This is a genomic window from Streptomyces sp. NPDC001351 (assembly GCF_042896045.1).
In the GTDB taxonomy this organism is placed as follows: domain Bacteria; phylum Actinomycetota; class Actinomycetes; order Streptomycetales; family Streptomycetaceae; genus Streptomyces.
In genome coordinates, this window is record NZ_JBIAWS010000005.1 from 380,223 (window position 1) to 393,190 (window position 12,968).

The 12,968-nt window shown below is 70.6% G+C and carries 13 protein-coding genes; 7 read left to right on the top strand and 6 right to left on the bottom strand.

Annotation, left to right across the window (positions count from 1 at the left end):
• Positions 1 to 151 precede the first annotated feature (151 nt).
• On the top strand, positions 152 to 2,098 hold the full coding sequence (locus ACFY1U_RS20530; protein ID WP_390695864.1) for a collagenase: 1,947 nt from the start codon (positions 152 to 154) through the stop codon (positions 2,096 to 2,098).
• Between the two features lie 208 nt (positions 2,099 to 2,306).
• Complete coding sequence (locus ACFY1U_RS20535; protein WP_390695540.1) at positions 2,307 to 2,588, top strand: hypothetical protein; 282 nt, start codon at positions 2,307 to 2,309, stop codon at positions 2,586 to 2,588.
• Positions 2,589 to 2,934: 346 nt separating this feature from the next.
• Here ACFY1U_RS20535 and ACFY1U_RS20540 read toward each other — a convergent pair whose 3' ends face one another.
• The gene (locus ACFY1U_RS20540) at positions 2,935 to 3,222 is read right to left on the bottom strand and encodes a hypothetical protein (protein ID WP_390695541.1); all 288 of its coding nucleotides are present in this window, start codon (positions 3,220 to 3,222) and stop codon (positions 2,935 to 2,937) included.
• A 216-nt stretch (positions 3,223 to 3,438) separates the two neighbouring features.
• Here ACFY1U_RS20540 and ACFY1U_RS20545 point away from each other — a divergent pair, with 216 nt between their 5' ends.
• Positions 3,439 to 4,197 (top strand): IclR family transcriptional regulator, encoded by a 759-nt coding sequence (locus ACFY1U_RS20545; protein ID WP_390695542.1) that lies wholly within the window; start codon positions 3,439 to 3,441, stop codon positions 4,195 to 4,197.
• A 114-nt stretch (positions 4,198 to 4,311) separates the two neighbouring features.
• Positions 4,312 to 5,472, top strand: a complete 1,161-nt coding sequence (locus tag ACFY1U_RS20550) for a PP2C family protein-serine/threonine phosphatase (protein WP_390695543.1) — start codon at positions 4,312 to 4,314, stop codon at positions 5,470 to 5,472.
• A 43-nt stretch (positions 5,473 to 5,515) separates the two neighbouring features.
• Here the strand turns inward: ACFY1U_RS20550 and ACFY1U_RS20555 are convergent, their stop codons facing one another.
• From ACFY1U_RS20555 to ACFY1U_RS20565, 3 genes are all read right to left on the bottom strand, one after another.
• Positions 5,516 to 6,643 (bottom strand): Gfo/Idh/MocA family protein, encoded by a 1,128-nt coding sequence (locus tag ACFY1U_RS20555; protein ID WP_390695544.1) that lies wholly within the window; start codon positions 6,641 to 6,643, stop codon positions 5,516 to 5,518.
• Entirely contained in the window at positions 6,613 to 7,323 is a 711-nt protein-coding gene (locus ACFY1U_RS20560) for a ThuA domain-containing protein (RefSeq protein ID WP_390695545.1), read from the bottom strand. The genes ACFY1U_RS20555 and ACFY1U_RS20560 overlap by 31 nt, the downstream gene beginning before the upstream one ends.
• A 112-nt stretch (positions 7,324 to 7,435) precedes the next feature.
• Positions 7,436 to 8,299, bottom strand: coding sequence for a class I SAM-dependent methyltransferase (locus ACFY1U_RS20565; protein ID WP_390695546.1), 864 nt, complete (start codon positions 8,297 to 8,299; stop codon positions 7,436 to 7,438).
• 74 nt (positions 8,300 to 8,373) lie between these two features.
• Here ACFY1U_RS20565 and ACFY1U_RS20570 point away from each other — a divergent pair, with 74 nt between their 5' ends.
• Complete coding sequence (locus tag ACFY1U_RS20570) at positions 8,374 to 8,814, top strand: helix-turn-helix domain-containing protein (protein ID WP_390695547.1); 441 nt, start codon at positions 8,374 to 8,376, stop codon at positions 8,812 to 8,814.
• Positions 8,815 to 8,839: 25 nt separating this feature from the next.
• Here ACFY1U_RS20570 and ACFY1U_RS20575 read toward each other — a convergent pair whose 3' ends face one another.
• Complete coding sequence (locus ACFY1U_RS20575) at positions 8,840 to 9,229, bottom strand: winged helix-turn-helix transcriptional regulator (RefSeq protein WP_390695865.1); 390 nt, start codon at positions 9,227 to 9,229, stop codon at positions 8,840 to 8,842.
• 148 nt (positions 9,230 to 9,377) lie between these two features.
• Here ACFY1U_RS20575 and ACFY1U_RS20580 point away from each other — a divergent pair, with 148 nt between their 5' ends.
• Positions 9,378 to 10,223: an NAD(P)H-binding protein gene (locus ACFY1U_RS20580; RefSeq protein WP_390695548.1), complete on the top strand. Its 846-nt coding sequence runs from the start codon at positions 9,378 to 9,380 to the stop codon at positions 10,221 to 10,223.
• Positions 10,224 to 10,533: 310 nt separating this feature from the next.
• Here the strand turns inward: ACFY1U_RS20580 and ACFY1U_RS20585 are convergent, their stop codons facing one another.
• On the bottom strand, positions 10,534 to 11,667 hold the full coding sequence (locus ACFY1U_RS20585; protein ID WP_390695866.1) for a S1 family peptidase: 1,134 nt from the start codon (positions 11,665 to 11,667) through the stop codon (positions 10,534 to 10,536).
• 318 nt (positions 11,668 to 11,985) lie between these two features.
• Here ACFY1U_RS20585 and ACFY1U_RS20590 point away from each other — a divergent pair, with 318 nt between their 5' ends.
• Positions 11,986 to 12,924, top strand: a complete 939-nt coding sequence (locus tag ACFY1U_RS20590) for a PmoA family protein (RefSeq protein ID WP_390695549.1) — start codon at positions 11,986 to 11,988, stop codon at positions 12,922 to 12,924.
• Positions 12,925 to 12,968 lie beyond the last annotated feature (44 nt).

Sequence of the window (12,968 nt, forward strand, 5' to 3'; positions counted from 1 at the left end):
GTCCGCGTGTTATGGCCGGTCGCTGCACAGTGCTATGTCACATTCCATTGTTGGCGGCATCCGGCGCTGAGATGGTGCCTCACGCGCCTCAACATCCGTATCGAGGCGCATCCCTCCGCAGAGGAGTCCAGAGAGGCGCTGCCTCTTCGCGCTGCCCAGACGCGCCGCCGTCACCCTCGCCGTCTGCACCACCCTCGCGGGCCTGCTGTCGGCGCCGGCGCTCGCGGCACCCGCCGCTCGGCACGGCGCCACCCCCACGGCACTGGCCCGGCAGACACCGCCGCCCACCGGTTCCACGGCCACCGCCACCGACCAGCCGGCCGTACAGAGCCGCCCGCTCACCACGCCCCAGCTGCCCCCGCTGAAGCCGACCCCTTCCCGGACCCGGCCCGCCACGGAGAGAGGCCCGAAACCCAAACCGAAGCCGGTCTCGTGCACCCCGGCGGACTTCGCGAGCAGGACCGGTCCGGCGCTCGTCGCCTTCGTCGAAGCCTCGACCGCGGGCTGCGTCAACACCCTGTTCGCCGTGACGGGCACGAACGCCCGCGACATCTTCCGCCAGTCCCAGATGGTCACCGTGGCGAAGGCCTTCACACGCGAGGCGCAACGCTATCGGGGCGACGACTTTGCCGGGGTGCGGCAGCTCGTGCTGTTCCTGAGGGCCGGTTACTACGTCCAGTTCAACCACCCGTCCGACGTCGGAACCTACGGCGCGTCCCTGGCCCGGGCCACCACCCGCGGCCTGGACGCCTTCTTCGCCAACCGGCACTCCGGGGACGTCAGCGCGGCGAACGGAGACGTACTCGGCGAGACCGTCATCCTCACCGACAGCGCCGACCAGCAGGCGCGCTATCTGACGGTCTATCAGCGCCTGCTCGACGCCTATGACAGCTCCTACGACGCGGTCCCCAGCATGCTCACCGCCGTCAACGACGTCTACACCCCGCTCTGGCGCGGCAACTGGAACCCGGACTACGTCAGCGCGGTGACCGCCGACCCGGGCATCGCCCGGACCCTGCACGGTTTCGCGCTCAGGCACCTGGACCTGCTCGGCACCGACCGTGCCTACCTGGACTCCAACGCCGGGATGAACGTCGCCCGTTACGTCGAACACACCGCGCTGCGCGCCACGGTCCAGCCGTTGGCCAAGGACCTGCTGAACGCCTCGAAGATCACCGGTCCCACGGCAGGGCTGTGGGTCGCGGTGGCGACCCAGGCCGACTACTACGACCGCCCCGACTGCTCGTACTACGACATCTGCAACCTGCCCGCCCGGCTGACCGACGCGGCCCTGCCCCTCACCCACAGCTGCGACGCGAGCCACACCGTCCGGGCCCAGGCGCTCAGCCCCGCCGACCTCGACGCCGTATGTGCCGACCTCGGCGCCCAGGACCCGTACTTCCACGACCTCGTCAAGGACGACGGCCCGATACCGGGCCAGTACCTGTCGACCGTGCAGCTCGTCGTCTTCGCCAGCCGCGCGGACTACCAGACCTACGCCGGGGCGATCTACGGCGTCAGCACGGACAACGGCGGCATCACGCTGACCGGGGACCCGACGGACCCCGCCGACCAGCCGCTCTCGATCATGTACCAGAAGCCCTCCGACGACGGCTTCACGGCCCGCGTCTGGAACCTCAACCACGAGTACACGCACCTCCTCGACGCCCGCTACGACATGAAGGGCGACTTCACCCGGCAGACGTCGGTGCCGGACGTCTGGTGGATCGAAGGCCTGGCCGAATACGTCTCCTACGGCTACCGGGGCATCACCGACGAGCAGGCCGTCGGCGAGGCGGGCAAGCACACCTACCTGCTGAGCACGCTGTTCCAGAACACCTACGCGAACAGCGACGTGATCCGCACCTACCCGTGGGGCTATCTCGCGGTCCGCTACATGTTCGAGAACCACCCCGCCGACATCCAGCGCATGCTCGCCCGCTTCCGGGTCGGCGACTACACGGGCGGCTACGCCGTCTACACCTCCGGCATCGGTACCCGCTACGACGCCGACTTCGACCAGTGGCTCACGGCATGCGCCGCGGGCGCCTGTTCCGACACGCCCGCCCCCGGAAGGCGTAGCGCATCGGTGTTGTAGGCCGGACGGGGCTGAGACCAGTGCTGGGGGAGCGAACGGCACGCCGAACGCGGAACCGAGGCCGTGACGCCGGACTCCTGCGGATGCGCTGCGGGGCGAAATGGAGTATTGGAGGTGCCCAAGATCCCAAATTACTACTTAGTGGATGTATATGCTCACACTAAGTAGTCAATCCAGGGCCTCGCGCCCAGGTGAGAAAGGGTCAACCATGCGCAGGTTTCAGCGCGCTGCGGTCGTAGCCGTAGCGGTGGGCGGGCTGTCCGTTCTCGGTGTCGGTGTCGGCTTCGCCGACGACGCCGACGGGCCGCGGCAGGCCACCGAAGTCACCCCGCAGTGGCACTTCGCGCCGGCGGTGAGTTCCAAGAAGGCGACGCCGGAGCAGTCACCCAGATACACGGTGCCGGAGTTGGATCTCAATCGGTTCATCGATGCGTTCGTCGCCCCGGTTTCCAAGGACGCCCCGGTTTCCAAGGATGCGAGCGACAAGTAGCCAGGCGCCAAGGGTGCGAGCGGCTCCGTAGCCCGCACCCCGGTCGGCCCACATCCGTCAGAGCGGCAAAAGGCAGCCCGGACGCGCAGACCCACCAGGGTGCGCGCCCGGGCTGCTGTCTTGATTGCGCTCGGGAGCAAGCGCAAGTCCTGTCGCCCGCAGATCCGTGATGGAAAGACCTCCGCCAAGGAGAAATCAATCGTCTGTATTCGCGAATGCCGGACCGGGCAGGTTCCCGATCCGGCATTTCGGCTTTCTGGGGTCGCGGCGGTCGACCTGCTTTTCCGGGCATGGGAAAACCACGGTGCCCCGGCCTGCGGCCGGGGCACCGTGGTGAGCTTTTGTGTTACTTGCCGCCGACGCTGTTGTTGCAGCCCATGGACGAGCCCAGCGAGGTCGACTGCGCGCCCTCGTTGCCCTCGCCGTTGAGCGCGCCGCCCAGCAGGCCGTTGAGCAGTCCGACCTGGCCGAGGATGTCCAGGTTCAGGTCGTGTGACCTGCAGGTGGTGCTCTGCAGGACGGTGTTGCCGCCGCCGCCCTTCCCGCCGTCGTCGTGGGCCTGAGCGGTGCCGGCACCCAGGAGTCCGACGCTGACGGCGGCGACCAGGACGGCAGCCTTGCGAAGCTGGTGCATGTCATCTCCGGTGGAGTGAAGTGGATGCGACCTGCGATAGATCGACTTCGTGCAGTTGTGGAGGCTAATAAGAAATATCCCCGGAACATCCGGCGGCGCGCCGAATTCGAGGAATGACTCACTACCCTGGTCGATGTCCCGGAAATACGACCTGTGACTTGGCCGGTTACCGGGCGAGTTGTTGCGCGCCCTGTGCGCCTGACGCACGCTGGTCACATGGGTGAGCACGACGGCCCCACGCTGATCACTTCCGTCCAGCGGGCCTTCCGGCTGCTGGAGGCGGCGAGCGCGCACGAGAACGGCGCGCCGGCGAAACAGCTGGCACGGGAGACGGGGCTGCCCCTGGCCACCGCCTATCACCTGCTGCGGACGCTGGTCCACGACGGATACCTGCGGAAGCTGGGCGACGGCGGCTTCGTGCTCGGCGACAGACTGCGGACGCTGGAGGCCACGGGCCGTGGACAGGCACTGCTCAGCCGCGTCCGCCCCACGCTCGCCGCACTGCGGGACGAGTTCGCCACCGCCGCCTACCTCACCTTCTACGAGGACGGCGAGATCCGCGTCGCCGAGATCGTCGACAGCGCCCGGGCACCCCGAGTCGACCTGTGGGTGGGGTTCGAGGACGCGGGGCACGCCACCGCGCTGGGCAAGTCCGTGCTGCGGGAACTGGACGACGAGGCCCGCGAGGACTACCTGTCCCGGCACCACCTCGCCGACCTCACCCCGCGGACGATCACCAGCCGGCCGGAGCTGCTGCGGCGGCTGGACGCCTCACCCGTGGCCCCGGCCGTCACGGACCTGGAGGAGTACTCGCTGGGCACGGTCTGTGTCGCCGTCCCCGTCTACAGCGGTGACACCCTCGGCTCGCTCGGCGTCTCGATGCCGGCGGAGCGGCTCTCCCGCCTGCCGGCGATCCGGGCACGACTGCTCCCGACAGCGGACCGTGTGACGAGGAGCCTGTCGCTCACTATCTGAAAAACCTCCGCTTGTGACGGTCTGGGCCCACCGCGTTTCCTGGATGAAACGGACATTTCAGTGGTGGGCCCCAGGACCGACGTGCCCCACACAGGTGAGGACAGCAGACACAAGATGAGTCAGGCCCGAGACCATGGCGGCGGACACTGGCCCGTACAGTCGCTCAGACGCGCAGTCGCGCAGCTGGCCGCGGGGGCACCCGTCCTGCCCGTGCTGATCGTCTCCGTGATCGTGCTCGCCGACCTGGCCGGCGGGGCCGGGATCACCTGGCTGCCGATGCTCGCGGCCGGGCCCGCTCTGGCCGCCACCACCAACGGCCCGCGCGGGGTCCTGTGCGTCGGCCTGCTCGCCGCGGCGCTGGGCGGCGCGCTGGGCTTCCGCAACGGTGTTCCGGACGGTGAGCTGGTGGCCGTACTGTCCGCCCTGGCGGCCGTCACCCTGGCCAGCGGTCTGGCCAGCGCGCTGCGCGGACGCCGCGAACGCGTGCTCGCCGCCGTCCGCTCGGTCGCGGAGACCGCCCAGCATGCGCTGCTCACGCCCGTCCCGGCGACCGTCGGCCCCTTCCAGGTGGCCGTCCGCTACAGCGCCGCCGCGGCCGAGGCCCGTATCGGCGGCGACCTCTACGCGCTGATCCCCACCCCGTACGGGGTACGGCTGATCGTCGGCGACGTGCGCGGAAAGGGGCTGCCGGCCGTGGGGACCGCCGCGCTGGTGCTCGGGATCTTCCGGGAGGCCGCCTACGACGAGCCCGATCTCCTGGCCGTCGTCGACAGGATCGAGCGGAGCCTCGCCCGCAACCTCGGCAGCGACGACTTCGTCACCGCCGTGGTCGCCGGATACCCGAGCGCCGGGCAGCTGGAGCTGGTGAACTGCGGACACGCGCCCCCGCTGCTGGTGCGCGGGGACGGCTGCGTCACCGCGGTGGAGTCCCCGCACCCGGCCCCGCCCCTCGGGCTGCGCGCGCTCACCGATCACACCCCTCACCTCCAGGTGCTGCCCTTCGCCGAAGGGGACCAGCTGCTGCTCTACACCGATGGCGTCACCGAGGCCCGCGACCGCGGCCGCGCGTTCTATCCGCTCGACGAGGGGCTGACGCGCCACGTGTCCGACGACCCGGCCCGCACCCTCGGCGCGCTCCACGACGAACTGCTGGCCCATGTCGGCGGCCGTCTCCACGACGACGCGGCGCTGCTCCTGATCCGTAAACCGGCCCTCAGCGAGTCCGTTGCCGACGCGGAGCCCTGCGGCAGGGACCTGGCCTCCGAAGCTGCCTGACAGCACGTCCATGGCCAGGGCAAGCTGGTGCGGGCCGGCGGTTTCACCGTGCGGCGGTTCGGCCGGCGGCCGGTTCCCTCCACGTCTCGGCGGCCGTGAGCGGAACCAGCGCCGGCGGCGGTGCCGAGGTCGTCAGTTCGATGCGGCGTCCCTCGGCCGACGAGCGGAGGAGAGCGGTCATCGTCTCCAGCACGTGCAGGGCGAGAGCGCCGCTCGCGCGAGGCGTCCGCCGCCCGTCGGCGGTGAGGAAGTCGAGCAGTCCGAGGCCGCGTGCGCCGTCGACGTAACCCGCCGACGGCGGGAGCGTGCGCCACTGGGTGCCGCCGAGTTCGAAGAGCCGCACCTCGCCGTCGAAGTGGTTGGGATCCGGCACCGTGAGCGTGCCGGTCTCGCCGTGGACCTCGATCGGTGCGGCCGTGGTGGCCACGCCGTCGAAGCTCGTCGTGATCGTGGTCAGGGCGCCACCGGCATGTTCGAGCACACCGGAGACATGGCTGTCCACCTCGACCGGGATCCGCTCGCCCGCGCGCGGGCCGGAACCGATCACGCGCTCGGTGCGCAGCCGGCCGGCCGCCCCGATCACGGCACGCACCGGACCCAGCAGATGGACCAGGGACGCGAGGTAGTACGGCCCCATGTCGAGCAGGGGGCCGCCCCCGGCGGTGTAGTAGAAGTCGGGGTGGGGATGCCAGCGCTCGTGTCCCGGGGTGACCATGACGGCCGAGGCGAACTGGGGGCGCCCGATGCTCCCCGCCTCCAGGGCCGCCCGTGCCGTCTGGACTCCGGTGCCCAGGACGGTGTCCGGCGCGCATCCCACGCCGACCCCCGCCTTCTCGGCGGCTTCCACGACGGCCCGGGCGTCGACGAGGGCGGCGGCCAGCGGTTTCTCCCCGTAGACGTTCTTCCCGTGGGCGATGGCGCCCAGGGCTATCTCGGCGTGGGCGGCGGGGACCGTCAGATTCAGCACCGTGTCCACGTCCGGGCTGCTCAGCAGCTCCTCGACGGTCAGCGCCCGGGCGTCGGGCAGCTCGGCGGCGACCGCGGCCGACCGTGCGGCGTCGAGGTCGGCGACCGCGGTGACGCGTACGGCGGGATGGCCGAGGAGCGTGTCCAGATACGCGCGGGAGATGACACCGAGCCCTACGACGCCGATGCGGTGCGCGTCGCCCACAGCATGCCCCTCTCGATGACGGTGCGGACGTTCGGGTTCTCCAGTACGTCCAGGCTGTGCCCCGGTGTCGTCACCACGATCCGCCCGGCGCCCCACTGCCGGGTCCAGATCGCCGGTGAGGTGACGGGCCGCTGCCAGGGCTGCCAGGGGCGGGCGGGGTGCGTGGTGGTGGCGAGGACGTCGATCAGGTCGTCGTGGAGCACCCAGTACTGCTCGGTGCACAGCTCGAAGTCGTCGAGCCCCTCGGTGACGGGGTGCGCACGGCCGAGCTCGGTGATGTCGATGGTGTGCGGCAGGAAGTTGTCCTCCGCCTCGCCCCGGCGCTCGCACGGCTCCTTGGCGGGGTGGCAGGCGAACTGGCCCCCGACCAGCTGGAGATAGTCGGAGGAGGCGCGGAACGAGTCGGCGATGCCGCCGTGCCAGCCGGTGAAACCGGTGCCGGCCGCGACCGCCGCGCTCAGTCCCGACACCTGCTCGGCGCTGATCTCCGACATCGAGATGCACTGCACCACGAGGTCGGTGCGGGCCATCTCGGCGGCATCGGCGTAGACATCGGTCGACTCCTCGACCCGGACCGTGAAACCGCTGCTTTCGAGGAAGGGCAGGAACAACTCCGTGGCCTGGACCGGCCGGTGCCCCTCCCAACCGCCTCGGACCACCAGGGCTTTCTTCGGCTGCATCCTGTTCCTTCACCCCGTCGTACGGAGTCCTCACTATGCGCCAGTCACCCGCGCCCGGCAACGGGCTGCCGCATACGCGAAAGTTTCGCGGCCGCGGAGCCCTCGACCCGGGTCAGCGGGCGGCCGAGGTGGCCGACGCGCGGGCGTCGACCAGCCAGCACGCGGCGGTGAAGCGGACCTCCGTGCCCTGTACAAAGGGGTCGAACGCGGCGCGGACCGTGTCGATGACCTGTGCGCGGGTCTGCTCGTCGACGCCGCCCAGGGCCAGACCGACCGGGCCGAGCCGGGTGAGGTAGTGGACCAACTCGCTCTCGGGCAGGGCACAGGACACGTCGATCGGCCGGATGTCGATCCCGGTCCAGCCGCTCTCCGCCAGGATGCGGCGGACCCGGTCGGGGTCCGCGAAGGCGAACTGCCCCGGCTCGTCCGGGCGGCGCACGGGCAGGTCGGGCAGCAGCGGCGCCGCGGCGCGTTCGGCCGTCGTCATGAACGGGTTCTCCGCGGGGTCGCGCCAAGCGATGAACCGCAGCAGGGCCCCGTCCTTCGCGGCGCGCCGGAGGTTCGTGAACGCCCGCACGGAGTCCTTGAAGAACATGACACCGAAGCGTGAGACGACGGCATCGAAGGCGGCGGGCCGGAAAGCGTGGTCCTGGGCGTCGGCGAGGACGAAGGACGCCGGTGCGCCCTCGCGTTCGGCGCGCGCCCGGGCGGCGGCGATCACCGGTTCTGAGATGTCGACGCCCACGCTGCGGCCTGCCGCACCGAGCTGCCGCGCGACGGCCAGCGTGACACCCCCGGTGCCGCAGCCCACATCGAGCACACGGCCCGCGCGCCCGGTGGCCACGGCCTCGACGAGCAGGTCTTCGAAGGGCTTGAACATCTCGTCCAGCACCCCCTGCAGCTCCACCCAGGCATTGCCGCCGGGCCCCTTCCAACGGGCCGCCTGATCGTCCTCGCTCCCGCGCCTGACGTCCATGATCGCCTCCTCCGCTTGCCTTCGTCCGGTCGAGATGACACCGTGCCACTTCAAGTCGACTTGAGGTAAAGAGGATGACAGAGCTGGACATCGCCGAGGTGGTGCAGCGCGCCGGAGTACCCGCCTCCACCCTGCGGTTCTACGAGGAAAAGGGGCTGATCGCCGCGAGTGGCCGGCGGGGTCTGCGCCGTCAGTACGACCCCGCCGTACTGGATCGCCTGGCGCTGATCGCGATGGGGCGCACCGCCGGGTTCTCCCTCGACGAGATCGCGCGCATGTTCGCGCCGGACGGACAGCCGCGCATCGACCGTCAGGTGCTTGCGGCCAAGGCGGAGGAGCTGGACCGCACGATCCGCGAACTCGGCGTCCTGCGCGACTCCTTGCGGCATGCCGCAGCCTGCCCTGCCCCGAGCCATATGGAGTGCCCCACCTTCCGCCGCCTCCTCAGGGCGACCGCCTCGGGCACTGCCGCCGTATCGAAGCAGCGGGCGCCGCGCTCACCGCAGGAGCGCTGACGGAGTCTGCGGGAGCGGCAGGCCCTCAGGCCGAATCGGCGTCGTACTCCTGCCGGGACCGCTCGACCTTTTCGAGGTTGTCGGCGGACCATGCGGCGAGATGCGCGAAGAGCGGGGCGAGGCTGCGGCCGAGTTCGCTGATCTCGTACTCGACCCGGGGCGGGACCTCCGGGTGATAGGTGCGCACGACGAGCCCGTCGCGTTCCAGCTGCCTCAGCCGCTGGGTCAGGACCTTCGGCGTGATCCTCGCGATGCGCCGCTCCAGCTCGACGAACCGCTGCCGGCCGTACGTGTGCAGGCTCCACAGGATCGGTGTGGTCCACCGGCTGAACACGATGTCCACGACCGGACCGATCGGACAGGCAACTTCCGGATCGGTCCCGGCGGTTGCCGCCGGCATGCCCTTGACCGCCATGCGCATCCCTCCGGGATAGCCACTTTCCCCTAGGTACCTACTATACCGGCGGTGTTAGCGTCCTGGAGGCGCCCGGGAAACAGCACTCCGTGGCGTTCAGGCCCGCTCTGGGCATCGACAACACACCGAACCAACAGGGGAGTTGACCGTGATCGTAGTGACGGGGGCGACTGGCAACGTCGGCCGATCGCTCGTGCAGAGCCTCGCAGCCGGCGGTGAGCAGGTGACCGCGACATCCCGGGCCGTATCGGCCGCTGACGCGCCGCACGGCGTCCGGCACCGGCAGGCGGACCTGACCGATCCGGAAAGCCTCCGGCCGGTGTTCGACGGCGCCGAGGCGCTGTTTCTGCAGAACGGCGGCCCCAGCGCGCATCTGCTCAGCCCGCGGGACATTCTCGACGTCGCCAAGACCGGCGGGATCGAACGAGTCGTGCTGCTCTCCTCCCAAGGGGTCGCGACCCGGCCGGAGTCGGCCTCGCACGGGGGTGTCGCACGCGCCATCGAGGATGCCGTCCGGCAGTCGGGCCTCGACTGGACGATCCTGCGGCCCGGCGGCTTCAACTCCAACACCTACGCCTGGGCCGAGTCGGTGCGCACCCGACGAGCGATCGCCGCGCCGTTCGCCGACATCGGCCTGCCCACGATCGATCCGGACGACATCGCCGAGGTCGCCGCCGCGGCCCTGCGCGAGGACGGCCACGCCGGACGGACCTACGAGCTGACCGGACCCGCCCTCACCACGCCCCGGCAGCAGGCCGAAGCGATCGGCGCCGCGCTCGGCGAACCGGTGCGCTTCATCGAGCAGACCCGCGACGAGGCCCGCGCACAGATGCTGCACTTCCTGCCCGAGCCCGTGGTCGACACGACGCTCGACATTCTCGGCGAGCCCACACCTGCCGAACAACGCATCAGCCCCGACGTCGAGCGGGTCCTTTACCGCGCGCCCCGCACGTTCGCCGACTGGGCGCAGGGCCATGTGGCCGCGTTCCGATGAGCCCTCGTGCCTGCCCAAGGCCGGTGCGGGCTTCGCCGGTTGGTGCGTGGCGAAGCCCGCTCGGTGACGGCAGTGCAGCCTTGGGCGGTCTGGGGGGGCGGACCGTACCGGTTTCGGCGAGCTCATATCCTGCCGAGCTGCGCATCGGCCCTGACGTCGAGCGGGTCCTTTACCGCGCGCCCCGCCCGTTCGCCGACTGGGCGCAGGGCCATGTGGCCGCGTTCCGATGAGCCCTCGTGCCTGCCCAAGGCCGGTGCGGGCTTCGCTGGTTTGTCTGTGGCGAAGCCCGCTCGGTGACGGCAGTGCAGACTCAGGCGGTCTGCAGGGTCAGCCCGTACCGGTTGAGGATCTCGTTGACCGGCTGGTACCAGGTCTCGCCCCCGGAGCTGCAGTTGCCCCAGCCGCCGGAGGTGACGCCCTGTGCCTGGTCGCCGCTGATGAAGGAGCCGCCCGAGTCTCCCGGCTCGGCGCAGACGCTCGTCTTCGTCAGCTCGTGGACGGCGCCCTGGCTGTAGTTGACCGTCTCGTTCTTGGCCAGGACGGTGCCGCAGTGCCAGTGCGAGGTGGAGCCGGAGCGGCAGATGGACGCACCGACGGGGGCTTCGGCGGAACCGCGCACGAGCTGGTCGGAGACCGTGCCCCAGCCGAGGACCACCGGCACGGTCCACCAGCCGCTGCCCACGTTCACCCAGGCGTAGTCGTTGTCCGGGAACGAAGAGCCCTGGAAGTCGCCGACGTAGGAGCCGTCCCAGCCGTACACCGCGCCGGTGTGCTGGTCGCAGTGCCCGGCGGTGACGAAGCCGCCGTACACCGAGAAGCCTATGGAGCAGCGGACGTTGCCGGTGTAGTACGGGTCGCCGCCCACAGTGCCGGCGGCGAAGGTCCGGGGTACGTCGGCGGTCTGCCGCACCGTGACCGGGCCGGCCTGGCGAGCTCGGGCCAGAAACACCCGGACATCGTTGTCATGGAGGTGTGCGGCGACGACGTTCACGACCAGCTTGTTGGCCTTGGCGTCGACGTACCAACTGGCGACGCCCGTGGGCGCGGAGAGTGCGTCGACGCGTGCCTTCGCCGCATCCAGCTGCCGCGCGCTGTACTGCACGAGTCGTACGGTCGCGCCGGTCGCGCGCACGGCCTCGGTGTTCGCGCCACGGGTGACGGCGACGGTCAGCTTGCCGCTTCCCGCGTCGAACCAGGAGCCGCCGTACGACCGCCCGGCGGCACGCTTCGCCTTCCGTTCCACGGCCGTTGCCCTCTTCTCGGCGGTGAGGCGCGCTTCGGCCTGACTCTCCGTCAGGCCCAGGTCGTGCCGCATCGCGGAGAGGAGCGAGGCGGAGGCCGGCGGTTCGGGGGAGTGTGAGGGGGAGTCGGCGGCGGAGGCCGGTACGGCACTCGCGGTGGCCCAGCTGCCGAGCAGGAGGAGTGCGGACAGCGCGGTGCGCATGGCTGTTGTGCGTCTCAAGGGAGGGGCCCCTTCGTTGTTCCAGCAGGGTGGGGGTGGAACAGCAGAACGTTGAGAGCGCTCTCACTTCATGCGCGGCAGAGCTTAGCGGGGGATCGAGAGGAGGTCCATACCAATTCCGGGCGGGAGGGGGAGCGATGAGTCCGCTCGCCTCCGCCCGTTCGCCCGCGCGGACGCCCATCGCTGCACGGGGGTTGTCCTGACATTCCCCCGCACCTAAGGTCACCTTCGGGCGCAAGCGCTTTCTGCAACGAGGCCAGGCATGGCGACCATCCCCCCACTGCGCCCCGAGGAGTGCGCATGAGCATTCGCGTCAGTCACGCCTACGGCGACCACATCGCGGTCGCGGCGCCGGACGGCACCGAGATCCTCCGCTACGTCTACCGTCCCGACCCCGATGCCTTCGAGGCGCGCAAGCCCTACGCGCACCCGGTGCGCACCCTCGCCGGACGCACCGTGACCGGCTACCGGCCCAGCGACCACCGCTGGCACAAAGGCCTGCAGATGACGGCGAGTCATCTCTCCGGGCAGAACTTCTGGGGCGGCAACTGCTATGTCCACGGCAGTGGTTATCTGCCGCTGCCCGACCGCATCGGCTCGATGCGCCACGACGGCTTCCCCGCGTTCACGGTCGAGGACGACCGGCTCGCCTTCACCGAGGCCCTCACCTGGGTGGAGAACGGCGGCGCCGAGTGGGCACGCGAGGAGCGCGGGCTCACCGTCCACTCGGTCGACGAGGAGGCCGGGGCCTGGGCCCTGGACTGGTCGATCCACCTCACCAACCTCCGCGGCGAGCCGCTGGCCTTCGGCTCGCCCACCACCGAGGGCCGTGAGATGGCCGGCTACACCGGTCTGCAGTGGCGCGGCCCCCGCGACTTCACCGGCGGCACCGCCTTCGGCCCCGACCTCGACGGGGGAGCGGGCACGGACGCGGGCAAGCTGATGGGCACCCAGGGCCCCTGGCTGGCCTTCACCACCGAGCACGACGACGTCGACGCGCACTCCACGCTCGTCTTCGCCCACGCACCCGAGAACCTCGACGGGCAGTCGGCGATCCACGACTCGCACTGGTTCGTGCGCTCCGAACCGATCCCCACGGTCGCGTTCTCCTGGGCGTTCTTCGAGGAGTTCGAGCTGCCGCCCGGCGAGTCCTTCGCCTACCGCTATCGGCTCGTCGTCGCCGACGGCGCCTGGGACCGCGACCGCGTGGCCGGCCACCTGGCGGGTCTGGCGTGGTGACCGGCCGGCCCTGAGAGCAAGCAGTTGTGAGGAAAGAGGTGACC